This window comes from Anaeromassilibacillus sp. SJQ-5, assembly GCF_054108045.1.
The window spans coordinates 1-17,938 of record NZ_JBPJWQ010000001.1; the positions used below are offsets into that span (position 1 = coordinate 1).

A 17,938-nucleotide genomic window follows, 5' to 3' on the forward strand; every position below is an offset into this window, starting at 1 on the left:
ACCATGCAAGCGCTTCAAAAACAAAAATTTATCAACGGTTACAGAGAAAGCAATAGCTTATTTTTATTTAAAGAAGGAAAACTTGAAATATTTTTATCTAAATAGTGGGAACTTATTCTATACACGCATACATAGATGCAGAGACCTGGGAAAAGTATGGTTCACCTGATAGCGGGAATATTCCTCTACAAATAACCTTGCTTTTTTTCAGGAAGTAGGGTATACTATTATCGTCATATGTCGGAAACGGAGGCGTTTATATGGCAAGGCCCAGCCGTTGCAGAAGAATCTGTCTCGAGCCGGAATACGACAGATTTGCCCCCTGCGGCGTATCAGACGGTGAACAGATTGTCCTGACCGTGGACGAATACGAAGCCGTCCGGCTGATTGACTTTGAAAAAAAGACCCATGAACAGTGCGCGCGGCAAATGGGGATTTCCAGAACCACCGTAACCGAAATGTACGAAACGGCCCGGTTTAAAATTGCGGATTGCCTCGTCAACGGGAAGCAACTGCGCATCACGGGCGGGAACTACCGGCTGTGCGACGGGTCCGCGCGGCCCTGCTGCGGCAGGGACTGCCGAAAGGCCGGCATCGCACCCGACAGCCAGGCTGATTATGCAAAAGGAGCGAGTCACATGAAAATTGCGGTTACCTATGAAAACGGGAACGTGTTCCAGCATTTTGGCCATACGGAACAGTTCAAGATCTACGACATTTCAAACAATGAAATTGCCGGCACGCAGATTGTGAGCGCCGCCGGAAGCGGCCACGGCGCGCTGGCGGGCTTCCTCGCCGAGCTGCGGGTGGATACCCTGATTTGCGGCGGCATCGGGGCCGGGGCGCAGAACGCGCTGACTCAAGCCGGCATCCGGTTCTACGGCGGGGTTTCAGGCGATGCAGATGACGCGGTGAATGCGCTTTTGGCCGGCCGGCTGGCCTTTAATCCCCAAGTGCGCTGCGATCATCATGATCATCACGGCGAGGGACACCACTGTGGGGAAAACAAGCATGGCTGCGCCGGCAGCGGCGGCTGTCGGTCGTAAAGATACGGCTGTGCGGTCAAAAAAGAGACGGGATAACCCCGTCTCTTTTTTTGTGCCATCCTGCGCGGCAGACTATTCCGTTTGGGAGCGGATTCCTTTATCTCGCTTTTCGTCCCCCGCCATCTGCGCCAGCACCTTTTTGAATTGAAAGGTGAAAAGAACGACGGTAAAGGACACCGCCAGAAAGTCCGCCACCGGCTCGGCCATGTAGATGGCCGTGGTCTTGTCGGCGCGCAGGATTTGCGGCAGAATATAAATCAACGGGATCAGCAGGATAAACTTGCGCATCACCGCCACCAAAATAGACGCTTTCGCGTTGCCGAGGGAGGTAAAAGTCATCTGGCAGGCGATTTGGATGCCAAACAGCACCATGCAGGCCATATAAATGCGCAGCGCCGTCTTGGAAAACGCCAGCAGCGCGGGATCCGGGGTGAACATGGAGACGAAAACCTGCGGGAAGAGCATGACTGCGGCCCACAGCAAGGCGGAATAGCACAAGCTGGATTTCAGCAGGAGCTTGAAGGTCGCCTTCACCCGATCCGCGTTGCGCGCCCCGTAGTTGTAGCTGATGATGGGCTGCGCGCCTTGGCCGAGGCCTTGCAGCGGCAGCATGGCGAACTGCATCACGCTGGTCAGTATGGTCATGGCGCCCACCGCGATGTCGCCGCCGTACCTCAGCAAGGAGGAGTTGAAGCAGATGGAAATGACGCTTTCGCTGGCCTGCATAATGAAGGTGGATAGGCCGAGCGCCAGGCTTGGCAGGATAATTTTCGCCTCCAGCCGGAGATTTTTCAACCGGATTTTCAGCAAGGTTTTTCTGCCGAACAGGAAGGATAGCACCCAGATGCAGGACATAGCCTGGGAAAGGATGGTGGCCAGCGCCGCGCCTCGCACCCCCATGTGAAAGCCGAAAATAAAGATGGGGTCGAGAATGATATTGGCCACCGCGCCGATCAGGACGGACAGCATGCCCGTCTTGGCAAAGCCCTGGGCGGTGATAAAGGTGTTCATGCCAAGCGTCAGCTGGACGAAAATGGTGCCGATGGCGTAGATGTTCATATAGCTGACGCCGTACTCGATGGTGTTTTCGCTGGCGCCGAACGCCAGGAGGAAATCCCGGTTTCCTATCAGCAAAACGACGGTTAACAGCACGGATATGAGAATCTGCACCAGGAAGCAGTTGCCCAGCGTCTTTTCCGCCGATGGGTGATCCCCCTTGCCCATAAAAATGGAGGCCCGCGGCGCGCCGCCGAAGCCCACGAAGGCGGCGAAGGCGGTGACGATCATGATAAGCGGCATGCAGACGCCCACGCCGGTCAGCGCCATCGCGCCCACATCCGGAATGTGGCCGATATAAATGCGGTCCACGATGTTGTACAGCATGTTGATGATCTGCGCCGTTACGGTGGGCAGGGCCAGCTTGAGCAACAGCCTGCCGACCGGCTCTTTTCCCAGAAAATCCTTGTCTTGGTTCATGGCGTGTCTCTCCTTGTCATGGCGTTTTGCGCGTTTTCCATCATCCGCCGGTTCACCTTATCGAACAGGACCTTGTCCTCCTCGGTCAGCCCGGCGAAAATCGTCTCCTCATACTGCCTCCAGATGACCTCCATGGAGGCGACGATCGGCCCGGCGGCCGGCGTCAGAAACAGATGAATCCGCCGCCGATCCGCCGTATCCGGCTCCCGCCGCAGGAGAGCCTTCTGTATCAGGCTTTCCACCGCTTGGGAGACGTTCCCCTTGGACAGCATGCGCAGCTCCACGATGTCGGCGGCGGTGTTTTTGCCTGGGTTGTTGTGCAGAAAGCTGATGATGGTGGCCTCGATAAGCGTCAGCCGGTATTCCTCACAGATGGCTTTGAGCATGGTTTCGTGCAGCTTGACAATCCGTCGGATATTGGTCAGGAATTCCGTTGTTCGTTTTATAAAAACCCCTCCCTTGGGAATGGTGCTGATTAAAACGGTTCTGCAAAGAACTATTATAATCCGAATATTTATCTTGTCAAGGAGACAGATGGAGATAAAAAAGCTGGGAAACTTCGCATATTTTGTGATATAATCGAACACAAGAGCGATTTAGCTGTATACAGGAGGAACACATGGACATTTTAGCTGCACTTACCGCACAATTTCACCTGCGTCCGAGCCAGGTGGAGAATACCGTCAAGCTGATTGACGACGGGAATACCATCCCGTTTATCGCCCGGTACCGCAAGGAGGTTACCGGCTCTCTGGATGACCAGGTGCTGCGGGAGCTGGCCGAACGGCTGACCTATCTGCGCAGCCTGGACGAGCAGAGAGAGAAGGTGCGAGCCGTCATCGAGGAGCAGGGGGCGCTGACCGAGGAGCTGGCGGCCGCCCTGGACGCGGCCGCCACCCTGACCGAAATCGATGATCTCTACCGGCCTTACCGGCCCAAGCGAAAAACCCGCGCCTCGGTCGCCAAGGCGCGGGGCTTGCAGCCCTTGGCCGACGCTCTTTACGCCCAAGAGAAGGACATGCCCGATCCTCTTGCGCTGGCGGCGGACTATGTGGGGGAGGAGGTGCCCGCCCCGGCGGACGCCCTGCAGGGGGCCATGGACATTCTCGCGGAGAGGATTTCCGACGACGCGTCGGTGCGCAAGCGCCTGCGGGTGGTCTGCATGGCGGGGGGCAGCCTGGTTTCCAAGGCCGCCAAGGACGAGGACAGCGTGTACAGCATGTACTACGATTTCCGGGAGCCGCTGAACAAGCTGGCGGGCCACCGAATTCTGGCCGTCAACCGGGGCGAGCGGGAGGAGTTCTTGAAGGTGTCGGTGGACTTCGATCGGGCCAAGGCCCTGGCCATTGTCTGCTCGAACCATGTCAAAGAGGGCTCCCCGGCCACCGAGACGGTCCGCGCCGCGGCGCAGGATGCTTATGACCGGCTGATTTTTCCTTCCATCGAGCGGGAGATCCGCGGCGAGCTGACCGAGCGGGCCAGCGACGCGGCCATCAAGGTGTTTTCCCTCAACCTGCGCCATCTGCTGATGCAGCCGCCGGTCAAGGGCAAGGTGGCCCTGGGGCTGGATCCCGGCTACCGCACCGGGTGCAAGACGGCGGTGGTGGACGGCACCGGCAAGGTGCTGCAGACCGGCGTTATCTACCCCGTGCCTCCCCACAACAAGGTGGAGGAGGCCAAGCGGCTGGTGACCGGGTGGATCGAAACATACGGGGTGGAGATCATCGCCATCGGCAACGGCACCGCCTCCCATGAAACCGAGGTATTCGCCGCCGACCTCATCAAATCCCTGCACAGAAAGGTGGCCTACATGGTGGTCAGCGAGGCGGGAGCGTCGGTGTATTCCGCCTCCAAGCTGGCGGCCGAGGAATTCCCCGACTACGACGTGTCCCTGCGCTCCGCGGTGTCCATCGCCCGGCGGCTGCAGGATCCCCTGGCCGAGCTGGTCAAAATCGATCCCAAGGCCATCGGGGTGGGCCAGTATCAGCACGACATGCCCCAGAAGCAGCTGTCCGAGGCCCTGGACGGCGTGGTGGAGGGCTGCGTCAACACAGTGGGGGTGGATCTCAACACCGCCTCCGCCCCGCTGCTGGCCCGGGTGGCGGGCCTGAGCGCCACGGTGTCCAAAAACGTGGTGACCTTCCGGGAGGAGAACGGGGCGTTCAGTTCTCGGGCCCAGCTCAAGAAGGTGCCCAAGCTGGGGCCCAAGGCCTTCGAGCAGTGCGCCGGCTTCCTGCGGGTGCCGGAGAGCAAAAACGTGCTGGATAACACCGCCGTTCATCCGGAGAGCTACGACGCGGCCAAGGGGCTTCTCACCCTGTGCGGCATGACGCTGGAGGATGTGCGGGGCGGGAAGGCCGGCGCGCTGTCCGACCGGATCCGGGAGCTGGGGACGGCGGCACTGGCGGACAAGCTGGGCATCGGGGAGCCGACCCTGCTGGATATCGCGGCCGAGCTGGAGCGGCCGGGCCGGGATCCCCGGGACGAGCTGCCGCCCCCGCTGCTGCGCACGGACGTGATGGGCATGGAGGATTTGAAACCGGGTATGGAGCTGACCGGCACCGTGCGCAACGTCATCGATTTTGGCGCGTTTGTGGACATCGGTGTCCACCAGGACGGCCTGGTGCATATTTCGCAGATCACCAATCGTTTCATCAAGCATCCGTCGGAGGTGCTTAAGGTGGGGGACGTGGTGAAGGTCTGGGTGCTGAGCGTGGATACGCAGAAAAAGCGGATCGGGCTGACCATGAAAGCGCCGAAAACGCCGTGACATGAAGCGAAGGGGCGGCGCATATGCATAAGGTGAGGCGGGGTGGGTTCGCTCCCCCCTCGCCTTAAAGCGACGATGCCGATGACGTTTTTCACCGCAGAAGAAGGGGGCGAGGTTCATCAAACTCAAAGACCTATTTCCCGTTTGGGATCAGCTGACGCAGGCCCAGCAGCGCACGCTCGCGGGCAGCGCTGTGCAGCGCACGGCGCCTAAAGGCACGCTGCTGCACAACGGCTCGGCGGACTGTGTCGGCCTGTTCGTGGTGCTGGACGGGGTGCTGCGGGTGTTCGCCCAGTCGGAGGGCGGCAAGGAAATCACCCTGTACCGCCTGCTCGAGCGGGATATCTGCCTGTTTTCCGCCGCCTGCATCCTCAGCAGCGTGCAGTTCGACATGCAGGTGCAGGCCGAAACCGACACCAATTTTCTGGTCATACCCGCCCCGGTGTACAAGACGCTGATGCAGGAATCCCTGCCGGTGGCGAACTTTACCAACCAGCTGATGGCCTCCCGGTTCACGGAGGTGATGTGGCTGCTCGATCAAATCCTTTCCAAAAGCTTTGACGCCCGTCTGGCCGCCTTCCTTCTGGAAGAGGCGGGGGTGCGGCAGTCGACGGAGCTGCCGCTGACCCACGAGCAGATTGCCGGGCATCTGGGCACTGCCCGGGAGGTGGTTTCCCGCATGCTCAAGTATTTCGAGAGCGAGGGGGCGGTGGAGCTGTTCCGGGGCGGCCTGCGGCTTACGGACGCCGGACGGCTGGAAAACTGGGCGCAGGGACGCAAGCAGCCAGTGTGACAAGGTCACGGAACGATGACGCGGCGGGATGTATACTATGTTCGTAGGAAGAGACAAAGACCTGTGACTTAGAAAGGAGCTAGTATATATGGCAGTCATCACGTTAAAGGACTCCAATTTCGAGCAGGAGGTGCTGGCCTCCGAAACCCCCGTGCTGGTGGATTTCTGGGCGCCCTGGTGCACGCCCTGCCGGATGCTTTCCCCGACGGTGGACACCATCGCGCAGGAGCAGGCCGGCCGGATCAAGGTCGGTAAGGTCAACATCGACGAGCAGCCGGAGCTGGCCGAGCGCTTCCGGGTGATGAGCATTCCCACCCTGATGGTCTTCAAGGACGGGCGGCTGGTGGATTCCACCGTGGGCGTACAGCCCAAGCCCGCCATCCTGCGGATGCTGGAATGATGGGTTCTCTGAGCAACATAGGCGTAAAAAAGCGGCGGGACTTCCTTCGGGGAGTCCCGCCGCTTTTTCAGGTGGTTGGAAAAGACCACGGCCTATTTGGCATAGGTTAGCTCGTTGCAGGATAGCCGGAGGCGGATCGTACCGGCGGCCGCCTGCCACACGTCCGCCGCTACGTACAGCATGAACTGCCGCTCCGGCCCGGACGACCCCAGGTACACGGCGTCGGGATACGCCCGCCCTTCCTCGTCCAGCGCCGTGCTTTGCGGGCTGACGCAGTCGGAAAAGCTGCCATTCTCGTTTTTTTGATAGGGCAGTAAAATCGTCCCGCCGGAGGGGAGCCGATAGGACATGTTGAAGACGACGGATACCGGCTCCCCGTCTTTTTCGGCCGGCCGCACGCGTTCCAGATAGATGGAGGTGGTGTCCGTCCGGCAGACGACCACCTCATCTTCAGAAAAAGCGCCGCCCGCCGCCGCAGCCATACGCGCCTCCCTGGGGATCGAGAGAGTAACCTCCCGCTGGGCCTGCCGGACAAGGGTAAAGCCGTTTTCGTCGAGGATATCCCGAAGGTTCGCGGCGGGATTGGTCAGCAGGCAGACCGCTGTGACGATACAGGCGGCTACCGCGGCTATACTTATCCACAGCGCCGGCTTCCGATAGCGCAGCACGTGGCTTACCCTGGCCTTTACGCCGGCCTCTCCGAAGGCGAGGGGGATGCCGGCCGTCCTTCGGCGGGACACGCTGTAGGTGATGAGGGCGCTGGCGTAGGAACGTTTGATTTCCGGCCCGCATTCCCGCAGCACCCTTTCGTCGCAGGCCAGCTCGATATCGCGGCCCAGCAGGCTATAGGCCAGCCACAGGAGCGGGTGAAACCAATACACAGCGAGCAGCAGGAAGCCCAGTGATTTCCAAAGGGGATCGCGCCGCTTGAGATGCGCCTGCTCATGGAGCACCACACAGGTCCTATCGGCTTCCTTCATGGTGGAGGGCAGATAGATGCGGGGACGCAGCACACCACGGATAAAGGCGGTCGGAATATGGTCGCAGACCCACAGATTGTCCCGCAGCCGGACGGCCTCCCGCACCCGGCGGCCAAGACGCAGAGAGCTGACGAGAGCGTAAAGGAGCATGACCAGCATGCCGGCAATCCACAGCAGGGACGCCGCGAACAGCAGCACCTGCAAGGGATTCACGCTGGCGATTTCCTGGGGCGCCAGGCGCTCCGACAGCGATGGATCGAGGAAGGACGACCCGGAACCCATGGCCGGGTGCTTCGCGGTCAGGGCCTCGGGCGGGATGGCATCGGCCCGTGGGAGCAGGCTGAACCGGCTCTCAAAGGAGAACGGACAGATGAGCCGCACCGCCACCAGCCCCCAAAGCGCCGCCGTTATCCATCGCGGGGCCTTTTTCAGCGGAAGGCGCAAAGCGACGACCGCCAAAATCAGCCAGCCGGCCGCCATACTCCTGTTCAAAAGGGAGAGGAATACCGTTTCCATCAGGCTTCCTCCTCATACTCCGCCACCAGACGGCGCAGCTGGGCGACCTCGTCCGGCGTGAGGGCCTTGCGGGCCGTGAACGCGGCCAGAAAGGCCGGCAGGGAGCCGTCGAAGGTTTCCTCCACAAATTTTTCACTCTGTAGAGCATAAAAATCCCGGCGGGAGATCCGCGACGTCACCGTGCCTTTGGTGTTTTGGAAAATCCCCTTATCGCACAGGCGCTTCAAGACCGTGAAGGAAGTGGTCTTTTTCCATTGCAGCTCCTCCGCGCTCCGTTTGGCCAGCTCGGCCGAGGAAAGCGGCTCGTTTTGCCAAATAATATCGGCGAAGCGGGATTCGATCGGCCCCATTTGCAAATCCGCCATAAAACGCGCCCCCTTTTCGATATTCTACAGGATGTAGTATACTTATATTCTACACGATGTAGTATGGTTTGGCAAGGGGCAGTTTCGAAAAAGCGAAACGGCTACAGCCAGGTATACAGGCACAGACCGGCCACGCCGCTGCCCAGCATCACCCAGATGGGGTTGGGCTTCCATTTGCGCAGGACAAACAGCCCCGCGGCAAACAGGCCCACCGCCGCCAGATTGAGATCGGCGGGCTTCAGGGAGAAGCCGCCTTCCCCCCAGAAGGCCAGGATGACGATGGACAGGCCGGCCGACGCGATAAGGGCGACCACCGCCGGGCGCAGGCCGCTGAGCACCCCCTGGATGACGGCGATATTTTTATATTTGGTATAGAAATAGGCCAAGGTCATCACGATAATCAGGGAGGGGAGGATGCAGCCCAGGGTGGACACCAGGGCACCGCCGACGCCGCCGATCCGAATGCCCACGAAGGTGGCGGAGTTGATGGCGATGGGGCCGGGGGTCATCTGGGAAATGGTGATGAGATCGGTGAACTCGGACAGGGTTAGCCAGTGGTGCAGATCCACCACCTGATTTTGGATCAGGGGCATGGCGGCGTAACCGCCGCCAATGCTGAACAGGCCGATTTGAAAAAAGCTCCAGAACAGCTGCAGGTAGAGCATTAGGCGTTCCTCCCCTTTCGATTGCGCAGGAAGAAGGCGGCCGCGCCCGTGACCCCGCAGACAAGGATGATGAGCAGGATATTGACCTGAAAGACATAGGTGGCGGCAAAGGCGCCCACCATAATGACGGCGGACACCCACTGTTTTTCCCGGAGCACTGTCCAGCCCATGGAAAGAACCACGTCGACGATCACCGCCGCCACCCCGGCCTGCATCCCCTGGAGGACGGCGCTGACCACGAGATTGTCCCGAAAGGCCTGGTAAAACAGGGAGATGACCGACAGGATGATCAGAGGAGGCAGGACGGTGCCCAGGATGGTCACCAGCGCCCCGACCACCCCGGCCACCCGGTAGCCCACCAGGATGGAGGCGTTGACCGCGATGGCCCCGGGAGAAGACTGGGCGATGGCGGTCAAATCCAGCATTTCCTCCTCCTCGATCCAGTGCAGATTGTCCACGAATTTTTTCTTCATCAGGGGAATGATGACGAAGCCGCCGCCGAAGGTGAAGGCGCTCAGATAAAAGGTGGAGGAGAAGAGCTTCCAATAGGTGGCTGCGGGTGTTTTCATAAAAGCCTCTCAATCCGGCGCGCAGGCGGCGCCATGTAAATTCTCGTCCCGTATACGGCCCTCTTGTTTTTGCCGGCGCGAACCGGTATGATAGAAGAAAAGGGGGGACGGCGATGACGATCCGGCATCTGCAGATTTTTAAGGCGGTGGCTGAAGCCGGAAAGATGGGACAGGCCGCCCGGCAGCTGTACATCTCCCAGCCCACCGTCAGCAAGGCGATCGGGGACCTGGAAAAGGAATACGGCGTGCTGTTGTTCGACCGGCTGGCGCAGAAGCTGTACATCACCGAGGCGGGGACCCGTCTGCTTCGATATGCCCGGCAGCTGCTGGCCCTCTATGACGAGATGGAGGCGGATCTCCACGCGGCGGCGGGGCTGCAGGCCATCCGGGTGGGGGCCACCATCACGGTGGGCAGCTGTGTACTTCCGGCGCTTATCCGCCGTTTTGAGCAGGAGCATCCCGGCGTGCGCGTCCAGGTGGAGGTGGAAAGCGCCCGGCGCATCGAGCAGAAAATCCTGAACAGCGAGCTGGATTTGGCGGTATCGGAAGGGGAGCCGGAGAGCGGGGAGCTGCTGGCGGTTCCCGTTATCCGGGATGAGCTGGTGCTCATCAGCAGCCCGGCGCATCCTCTGGCCGGGCGAGAGACCGTGCCGCCCGCCGCCCTGAACGGGGAGCCCTTCGTCCTGCGGGAGGAGGGGAGCGGCACCCGGGCGGGGCTGGATCGATTTCTGCAGGACAACGGGCTGCAGGTGTACCCCAAATGGACGTGCCAGAGCTTCGACGCCGTACTGCGGGCGGTGGAGGAGGGACAGGGGCTGTCGGCGGTATCCCGCCGGTGGGCGGATCCCCTCATCGCCCAGGAACGCTTATGCCGCCTAAACCTGGAGGGGCCGCCGCTTATTCGGTACTTCCAGCTCATCCGGCATCGCGGCAAGCAGCTGACCCCGGCCATGGAGGCGTTCTGCGCGGCGGTGGAAAAGGAAGAAAATGCCTCGCTTCTATCAGTATAGGCGGTTTACCCCATTCTGTAAAATATCAATATCGGATAACTCTCATAGATAAATATGCATAAGATGAATGAAAAAAACCGGAAACACATCGGTTTCCGCTTGAGGCTGTCGAAAAAGGGAATCCGCCATTCGTGAAACGAAAAAAGCGGAGGCGGGTTACCGATCGGTGTTTGCGAGGACATGTGCCTCGCAAACACACCTTATAGGCGAAAAATAGCGGAAACACGTGTGTTTCCGCTATTTTTTAAGAGCAGGGCGTGGTCGGGCGGAGCGAACGCTCCGCCAGCGGGGATAGAGGGAGCAAGGCGAGTATAGCGAGCCGCCGCGATCCGGCATCCCCGTCCAGCAGCGTGTCGACTTTGGCGACACGCTGAAGCGGAAACACATCGGTTTCCGCTTTTATCTGCTCAGGGGATGCGCTTGATGGGCGGGCGGGGGCGGACATCGCCGGTATCGAAGCGTTTTTTCAATTTGGACAGGGCCTTCTTTTCGATCCGGCTGACATAGGAGCGGGAGATATTCAGCTTTTTGGCCACTTCTCTCTGGGTTAAGCCGTCGCCGATAAGCCCATAGCGCCACTCGATAATCTCCTGTTCCCGGTCGTCGAGGGATTCCCGGATATACCGGTAGAGCTTTTCCGCGTTGATTTTCAGATCCAGATCGTCCAGAATGGTGTCGTCTTCGGAAATCACGTCCATCAAGGTGAGAGGGTTCCCTTCCTTGTCGGTATCGATGGGATCGGAGATGGACACATCCTGGGCAGTTTTTTTGCTGGCGCGGAAATGCATGAGGATTTCGTTTTCAATGCAGCGGGAGGCGTATGTAGCGAAGCGGGTGCCCTTGGTGTAGTCGAAGGTGCCGACGGCCTTGATGAGGCCAATGGTGCCGATGGATATCAAATCGTCCTGATCCCGCACGGAGCTGTAATATTTTTTAATGATGTGCGCCACCAGGCGAAGGTTGTGCTCAATGAGGGTGTTGCGAGCCTCCATATCGTTGCGCAGATGGTATGCTTCCAGGCATTCCCTCTCCTGGGCGGCTGTCAGAGGCCGGGGGAAGGAACCGGAATTGACCACATGGAGCGCCATGTAAAAAATATGCGACAGGGAATTCAAAAGTTCAAAAAGCATAACGGCCTACCTCCAATCACTTCCTATCCTATGCGGAAGGACAAGAAGGCGTGCCTGTCCCGGGCAAAAGAGGACAGGATAAAAAAGGCAGACGAAACTGGGAAAAACACTGAATTTTCATATGGGAAAGCCTCCCGACGGGCCGCTTAGGGCTTACCGGGAGGCAGTTTGAGGCCGCACAGAGGAATTAGTCCCCGTTATGAACACAGTTGTCAATGGCGATGAGCAGGGCACACAGGAAGGGCGGATCCGAAAAATCGTCAGCTGTCTGCAGATGGTAGGTGTCTCCCCACGTCAGCCATTCTTTGGAAATGGAGGCCACCACCCGGCCGTTGAAGGCGATGGTGAATTCCATACCAAATACGCTGCCGTCGATGTCGAAGGAGCCGTATCCGCTGTCCACCGACAAGCTGTGGCCGAAAAAGGTGAAGTTTTTCCGGATGGAGGCGACCAGAGTCCCGCGGCAGTACAGATTGTACCGGGGCATCATGTGAAAGAGTTCCTGCTCGATGTACAGCAGTTCGCCGCCGCTCGGGTCGCACAGGTGCAGCTTGGCGCCAAAGGTCAGGATTTCCCCTTCCACCCGGTAAAGAAGATTCTGATTGATATCAAAGACGTTATAGCGATCGCCGATGGAAAAGACCTTCTGCCGGATATACATGTCCATATGTCCGCCTCCTTTGTTCCAGTATACCATGGGAGGACTTGTCCTGACAAGCGGATACGACTGAGTTGACAAGGAACGGGGCATACTCTATAATAGAGAGTAGGTCTCTGCAAACAGGGGGGCGTAAAGGTTTCGACGGGGACGGTGCGTCATAGTAAGCGAGTAGCGGTGCGGGCCCGCTATAAAACCTGCAACTTTTTAAAGTAAACGACAACAATACTGTTGCTTTAGCGGCCTAATTTAGGCTGCTCGTCTCTACCCGCAGTACCGCGGGCGGGATAGAGGCGTCGATTAGCGGTGAACGTGAACGGGAGAGGGCCGCGGCTCCCGTCATGACCTGGCGGCTACCGTAGCCGGAAGCCTGCCCATCGGCGTCCGGTGAGGGGAATCCCAAAAGATAGGCTGCACTCGAAGAAAGCTATGGCAAGCGGTTTTCGGACAGGGGTTCGACTCCCCTCGCCTCCACCAAAATTAACGCTGGTCGAACACCAGGGAGCACCGTCTTTGTGTTTCCTTATGGTATTGTGCTGGCATTCAAGAAAAAGACGGACAGGTCTTAAGCCTGCCCGTCTTTTTCTGGTGTCCAAGAGCTCCATATCAAACCCATTTTTGTCTAAGGGTAAATTAAGGGTCTAAGCCTTAAAATGGATACGGGCTGATTCTGACATGCCTGAGCGCGTCCTGCGCTTAATCTTCTGTTTCTTTCTGTACTTGTACCCTTACAAAGAATATCTTGTTAATCAATCGAGCTTTTGCTTCAAGGCAAAGATACACTCTCGGAAAAATCTTCCATGACTTTGAATGTCCCCGGCCCATTACTTTATCAAAGCGCTTTTGCTCTACCGGCGCCCATGCCTATGGGTACGGTGAAGATACAATCGACTATCATGACAGTGATATGCTGTGCTTTCAAACGGCATGGAGTGCAGCATTTCCAAGCCAGATGTGTCTTTTTTATAAATAGTGAGCAAACTATAAGCATTGTTAAAGTTATCAACACCGTTTGTTATAATTTTTTCAGCATATGTTTACCAATTTTTCGTAGCAATTAAGGAGGTACGATTATGGATTTTTATAAACGGGCACTGGCACTGCGTGAGGAAACCATCTCTCACCGCCGCTGGCTGCACAGCAACGCAGAAGTGGGTCTTCATATGCCCAAAGGGCAAGCCTATGTTATGGATCAGTTGAGAGGATATGGACTGGATCCACATCCCTGCGGGCATGGAGTGACCGCAGAGTTGGGCCAGGAAGGGGGGCGGACAATCCTGCTCCGAGCGGATATGGATGCACTGCCCATGCCGGAGGAAAGCGGTGAAAGCTTTGCCTGTCCAACCGGCACGGAGGCTCATACCTGCGGTCACGATTTCCATGCGGCTATGTTGCTGACAGCGGCAAAGATGTTAAAAGAAAATGAATCCATGCTGTCCGGCAGGGTTCGGTTTATGTTCCAAACTGCGGAAGAAACCTTTGAAGGCGCGAAGGATATGCTGGCATATGGGGTACTGGAAAGTGTGGATGTAGCCCTGGCTTATCATGTCGGTTCCGGGAGGATGCCTGTGGGCTTGTTTATGTACAACAGCGGCGGAACCATGATGTATTCCGTGGATGGCTTCCGAATCACAATCCACGGGCGGGGCGCCCACGGCGCATATCCGCACAGTTCCATTGATCCAATCAATATCGGCGTCCATATTTATCTTGCTTTGGAATCGCTGATTGCCCGGGAAGCAGACCCCAGCAAAGCCTGTGTGCTGACCATCGGCAATTTTTCCGCAGGTTCAGCGCCCAACATCATCCCTGATACTGCCGTCCTCCAAGGAACCTTGCGCACCAATGACAGTGCCAGCCGTGAGAAGCTGGTTCGGCGGCTGAAGGAGGTTGTTCACAAGACCACTGAGGTATTTGGGGGATTGGCACAGGTCGAGATGATTTCTGAGGTGCCACCACTGGTATGTGATCCTGCTATGACGGACGAGATAGTAAGCTATATGAAAGAACTGCCGATTCCCGGTCTGACCCCTGTTCCCGACACATCAGCCAGTGCTTCTGAGGACTTTGCGACTATTGCGGAGAGAATTCCCAGCGTATTCATGTATCTTTCGGCAGGATATATGGACGAACGGGGCGATGCTCCTGCACACAATCCGAAGGTTCAGTTCAATGAGGATGTCTGTCCAATCGGCTCCGCTTGTTTAGCGCACTGCGCGGTCCGCTGGCTGGAAGAGCATCAATAAATAAAGCGAAGACATTCTATTGGAAACTGGTATTTTTGTCCTGAATAAGCGCTCGACATTCGTTTTTCTGGCAGGGTGTCCGCCTGAAAAAATGAGACGTCATAACAGCCAGCGGTCAGGCAATATACCGGACCGCTGGCACTATGATATTTTGTTGTTATTGAAACACCCGTCTTTATTTGATAATTTTCTCCCCATGTTTCTAACGGAAAAAAGAAATTGAATTAAGCCTGCTCACCAATCCCCGCATCGAAGCTTTGATTACTGAAAAAAGAACACTTGAAAGTAAGCTGGCAGAATACAGCACTACCGAGCAGCATCGTAAAAATGCCAAGTCACGGTTAGAGCAGATTTTTACCATCCTCGACGGCATGGAGAACCACCCGCTGACCTTTGGCAATGATATCATCCGAAAAATTCTGCAATGTGTGATCGTAGAATCCAAGGAAAAAATCAAGGAGGTTTTCATCGGCGGGCTTGAAGTGGAAGCCGAGGTGGAGTTATAATGAGAACAAACCGCAAAGCATTTACAAGAGTTCAACTCCCACCTCCGAAAAGCCGAAAAACCTTTTTCATGTGCCTTTCACACACCTGCGGTGAGCAAGACGCGCACCGCAGGTTTTTCTTTGTCCAAACGATTGGCCCGCGCCGGAACGGATCTTTTTCAGCCTATCTTTACAGACCTGCGGTCGGCAATTCGTAATGAGTTGCCGACCGCCTTTTTTCTGCTGTTTGGCCACAGACGTCATCCTTTCAACATCACATATTTTACATGCAGTGCATAAACTGGAAAAGAGAAGGGGGATGCTCAATGAATTGCAGTCAACAGCTTAGCGATGTTACCACCAATTATTTATGCCGTTTCTATAAAATACTCGATCAAATGATCGAAGGAATAACCAACGCAGAACTTACAGACAGCTTATCCCATAATTTTATCGTGCAGATGATCCCACATCACCGGGCGGCTATCGAAATGTCGGAAAATCTTCTGCAGTATACCACCTTTGTCCCTCTACAGCGTATCGCGCAAAACATCGTAAATGAACAAACTAAAAGTATTGAGAACATGCAAAGTGTCTTGCCGCATTGTGCACAGCTTTCAAACTCAGAGAAGGATCTGTGCTTATACGACAGGCGGTTCCGCCAGATTACACAAACGATGTTTTCACAAATGCGCAATGCTTGCTCCAATAACAATATAAACGCGAATTTTATGAGGGAAATGATCCCACACCATCAAGGCGCTATTCAGATGTCAAAGAATGTGCTACAATATCCCATCTGTCCGGAACTTGACCCTATTCTGCAAGCTATCATTACATCGCAAGAAAAAGGAGTACGGGAGATGCGGCGTTTGCTTCGATGCCTCGGCTGTTAGAAAATCAATGGATTGTCGCGTACCATTGGTTGTGTACACACCGGCAGCTCTCTGCCGCTGCCAATTTTTTGCGTGTTACGAGGGCTTAAATCCAAGAAACCTCTTTTGTCTATCAAGACAAGAGAGGTTTCTTATGTTGCCAATCATCTGCCTGCAATAGATAACAAAATACGCCCTTGGCAGCCGATATGGTTGTCGGGGGCGTATTGACATTTTTATGATAATAGGATATAATCGCATTTACATCAGAGGACAGTACACCGTAGTGTAGGGGATCGTAGGCGTTGCCTGCAGGCCGCCTGTCAGATAAGATGTCGAGTGAGCTCGGTTATTGCAGCAGTGCAATGACCGGGCATTTTTGCTTTAGGAGGTTAAACATGGACATTGTACTGACACCCTTACAGGAGCGTGACAAAGAGAAGTTCATCAAAAAGATTCAAATTGCATTCAAGAAGGCTGTCGTGGAGCAGTTCGGTGATTTTGACGGCCAGATTATTCCAAGGGAACATATAATCAGGTCTTTCAAAGCAGAAGGAGCCGAGAGCTACAATATCGTGCTTGACGGTAAAGTGGTTGGTGGCGCGGTGATTGTGATACACCCCGAAACAAACCGTAATTCATTGGATTTGTTGTTTGTCGATGTGAACTGCCATAGCAAAGGCGTCGGATATGCCGCTTGGCAGGCTATCGAAGCGCTGCACCCGGAAACTGAAGTCTGGGAAACGCACACTCCATACTTTGAACAGCGGAACATCCATTTCTATGTAAACAAGTGTGGCTTTCACGTCGTGGAATTTTTCTGCAAATACCATCCCGAACCCGGTGAGGACTACCCTGAGGATGTCCCAGGAGGCGATGGTTTCTTGAGATTTGAAAAACAAATGGGGCAAAGAACCTCATAGGGCTATGCTACTTTTGGCCGTTCTTACCCCTGCTCTGCTCCCTTTGGTTGCTCTTTTTTTGTTGGTGGAGAAGTGGCACCATGGAATTGGCAGCAGGAAAACCCAGAGGGTTTTCAAGGCGGACCGGGACGCGGCGGCGAGGAGTTCGGGCGGCAATGGGAATTTGGCGAAAAAATTCTTGATTTTCGACCGCTTGTCCTGCGTGAAAACAGAGCGATAATGTAGGGTGGGGGGGAAAAATAAGATGGAAGAAATAAAAAGAAATTATTATGGCAGTTTATGTACAGAAATGTACGAAATTTTGCACAAAGAGGCACCGCAGGAGGAATTGGAATTTTATCTGTCCTACGCAGAAAAGGAAATGTCCATTTTAGAGCCTTTATGCGGAAGCGGAAGATTTTTTGTGCCGTTTTTAAAAAGAGGATTTTATATAAAGGGCATAGATAACTCGCAGGAAATGCTCGAAAAGCTGCTGAAAAAGGCGCCTGCTGCACCGATCGTACAAAGTGACATTGAAGACTATCCGACAGAGGAATGCTTTGATTACATTTTTATTTCTTCTGGCTCCGTATCCTTATTTACAGACAGGCAATCCTGCATAAGCATTTTATCCAAGATGAAAGCTCTCTTAAAAAAAGACGGGAAATTTGTGTTTGCGGTCGATACCGTGGCAGACCGTTGTCCCGATAGTAATGAATATACAGTGGGAATAACGGTCGAAACCCGAGAAAATTTTCAATTGGTTCTTAAGTCCAAAAGCTATTATGATGAGGCGACTCACACGCAATTCAGTCCAGCGCTTTATGAATTGTATGATGGTCATGAATTGTTGCAGCAAGAGAAGATGGATTTTCAGACCCATTTGTACGAACTAGGAGAGATGGAGGCCATTTTGAGTGCAATTGGGTTTACAAAAGTGAAAGTATATTCATCCTTTGCGAAAGATATAGCCAAAGCAAATGATTCCGACATGTTTTTATATGAATGCAGCGTCTAATTATGAGCAAGTTCCAGCTTTACAACAGATGGCG

General features: G+C 55.6%; 18 protein-coding genes and 1 other RNA gene. 11 read left to right on the forward strand and 8 right to left on the reverse strand.

All coding sequences use genetic code 11. The features are described 5' to 3' along the window. Window positions 1-260: 260 nt before the first annotated feature. Window positions 261-1,046 (forward strand): DUF134 domain-containing protein, encoded by a 786-nt coding sequence (locus tag ACSAMM_RS00005; RefSeq protein WP_457788850.1) that lies wholly within the window; start codon window positions 261-263, stop codon window positions 1,044-1,046. Between the two features lie 72 nt (window positions 1,047-1,118). On the opposite strand, the gene ACSAMM_RS00010 is transcribed toward ACSAMM_RS00005, so the two are convergent. Together ACSAMM_RS00010 and ACSAMM_RS00015 are read right to left on the reverse strand one after the other, a co-directional pair. Next, window positions 1,119-2,522, reverse strand: a complete 1,404-nt coding sequence (locus ACSAMM_RS00010) for an MATE family efflux transporter (RefSeq protein WP_178724163.1) — start codon at window positions 2,520-2,522, stop codon at window positions 1,119-1,121. After that, window positions 2,519-2,908, reverse strand: coding sequence for a MarR family winged helix-turn-helix transcriptional regulator (locus ACSAMM_RS00015; RefSeq protein ID WP_457788853.1), 390 nt, complete (start codon window positions 2,906-2,908; stop codon window positions 2,519-2,521). Before ACSAMM_RS00015 ends, ACSAMM_RS00010 begins: the two co-directional genes overlap by 4 nt. A 233-nt stretch (window positions 2,909-3,141) precedes the next feature. Between ACSAMM_RS00015 and ACSAMM_RS00020 the strand changes: the two genes are divergently transcribed. The 3 genes from ACSAMM_RS00020 to trxA all read left to right on the forward strand — a co-directional run bounded on the left by ACSAMM_RS00020 (window position 3,142) and on the right by trxA (window position 6,485). Further along, window positions 3,142-5,292 (forward strand): Tex family protein, encoded by a 2,151-nt coding sequence (locus ACSAMM_RS00020; RefSeq protein ID WP_457788855.1) that lies wholly within the window; start codon window positions 3,142-3,144, stop codon window positions 5,290-5,292. A gap of 193 nt (window positions 5,293-5,485) precedes the next feature. Further along, a complete protein-coding gene (locus ACSAMM_RS00025) occupies window positions 5,486-6,085 on the forward strand; it encodes a Crp/Fnr family transcriptional regulator (RefSeq protein ID WP_457788856.1) in 600 nt (199 codons plus the stop codon). 88 nt (window positions 6,086-6,173) lie between these two features. Next, window positions 6,174-6,485, forward strand: a complete 312-nt coding sequence (trxA, locus tag ACSAMM_RS00030; RefSeq protein WP_457788858.1) for a thioredoxin — start codon at window positions 6,174-6,176, stop codon at window positions 6,483-6,485. A 92-nt stretch (window positions 6,486-6,577) separates the two neighbouring features. Here trxA and ACSAMM_RS00035 read toward each other — a convergent pair whose 3' ends face one another. The 4 genes from ACSAMM_RS00035 to ACSAMM_RS00050 all read right to left on the reverse strand — a co-directional run bounded on the left by ACSAMM_RS00035 (window position 6,578) and on the right by ACSAMM_RS00050 (window position 9,580). After that, the gene (locus tag ACSAMM_RS00035; RefSeq protein WP_457788860.1) at window positions 6,578-7,981 is read right to left on the reverse strand and encodes a M56 family metallopeptidase; all 1,404 of its coding nucleotides are present in this window, start codon (window positions 7,979-7,981) and stop codon (window positions 6,578-6,580) included. Further along, entirely contained in the window at window positions 7,981-8,346 is a 366-nt protein-coding gene (locus tag ACSAMM_RS00040) for a BlaI/MecI/CopY family transcriptional regulator (protein ID WP_457788861.1), read from the reverse strand. The genes ACSAMM_RS00035 and ACSAMM_RS00040 overlap by 1 nt, the downstream gene beginning before the upstream one ends. Before the next feature lie 101 nt (window positions 8,347-8,447). Beyond that, window positions 8,448-9,011, reverse strand: coding sequence for a chromate transporter (locus ACSAMM_RS00045; RefSeq protein ID WP_178721375.1), 564 nt, complete (start codon window positions 9,009-9,011; stop codon window positions 8,448-8,450). Further along, window positions 9,011-9,580, reverse strand: a complete 570-nt coding sequence (locus ACSAMM_RS00050; RefSeq protein ID WP_178721377.1) for a chromate transporter — start codon at window positions 9,578-9,580, stop codon at window positions 9,011-9,013. The genes ACSAMM_RS00045 and ACSAMM_RS00050 overlap by 1 nt, the downstream gene beginning before the upstream one ends. Window positions 9,581-9,693: 113 nt before the next feature. Here ACSAMM_RS00050 and ACSAMM_RS00055 point away from each other — a divergent pair, with 113 nt between their 5' ends. Beyond that, window positions 9,694-10,590: a LysR family transcriptional regulator gene (locus ACSAMM_RS00055; RefSeq protein ID WP_457788863.1), complete on the forward strand. Its 897-nt coding sequence runs from the start codon at window positions 9,694-9,696 to the stop codon at window positions 10,588-10,590. 407 nt (window positions 10,591-10,997) lie between these two features. Here ACSAMM_RS00055 and sigK read toward each other — a convergent pair whose 3' ends face one another. Together sigK and ACSAMM_RS00065 are read right to left on the reverse strand one after the other, a co-directional pair. Then, complete coding sequence (sigK, locus tag ACSAMM_RS00060) at window positions 10,998-11,720, reverse strand: RNA polymerase sporulation sigma factor SigK (RefSeq protein ID WP_457788865.1); 723 nt, start codon at window positions 11,718-11,720, stop codon at window positions 10,998-11,000. A 187-nt stretch (window positions 11,721-11,907) separates the two neighbouring features. Then, window positions 11,908-12,387, reverse strand: coding sequence for an LURP-one-related/scramblase family protein (locus ACSAMM_RS00065; protein WP_457788867.1), 480 nt, complete (start codon window positions 12,385-12,387; stop codon window positions 11,908-11,910). 117 nt (window positions 12,388-12,504) lie between these two features. Between ACSAMM_RS00065 and ssrA the strand changes: the two genes are divergently transcribed. The 6 genes from ssrA to ACSAMM_RS00095 all read left to right on the forward strand — a co-directional run bounded on the left by ssrA (window position 12,505) and on the right by ACSAMM_RS00095 (window position 17,904). Next, window positions 12,505-12,855: a transfer-messenger RNA gene (gene ssrA / locus ACSAMM_RS00070) on the forward strand. Between the two features lie 596 nt (window positions 12,856-13,451). Further along, on the forward strand, window positions 13,452-14,624 hold the full coding sequence (locus ACSAMM_RS00075) for a M20 family metallopeptidase (RefSeq protein ID WP_457788869.1): 1,173 nt from the start codon (window positions 13,452-13,454) through the stop codon (window positions 14,622-14,624). Window positions 14,625-14,881: 257 nt separating this feature from the next. Beyond that, on the forward strand, window positions 14,882-15,130 hold the full coding sequence (locus tag ACSAMM_RS00080) for a hypothetical protein (RefSeq protein ID WP_457788871.1): 249 nt from the start codon (window positions 14,882-14,884) through the stop codon (window positions 15,128-15,130). Between the two features lie 305 nt (window positions 15,131-15,435). Then, window positions 15,436-16,005 (forward strand): DUF305 domain-containing protein, encoded by a 570-nt coding sequence (locus tag ACSAMM_RS00085; protein WP_457788873.1) that lies wholly within the window; start codon window positions 15,436-15,438, stop codon window positions 16,003-16,005. Window positions 16,006-16,382: 377 nt separating this feature from the next. Beyond that, entirely contained in the window at window positions 16,383-16,907 is a 525-nt protein-coding gene (locus ACSAMM_RS00090; RefSeq protein ID WP_457788875.1) for a GNAT family N-acetyltransferase, read from the forward strand. A 244-nt stretch (window positions 16,908-17,151) separates the two neighbouring features. After that, entirely contained in the window at window positions 17,152-17,904 is a 753-nt protein-coding gene (locus ACSAMM_RS00095) for a class I SAM-dependent methyltransferase (RefSeq protein ID WP_457788877.1), read from the forward strand. Window positions 17,905-17,938: the final 34 nt, after the last annotated feature.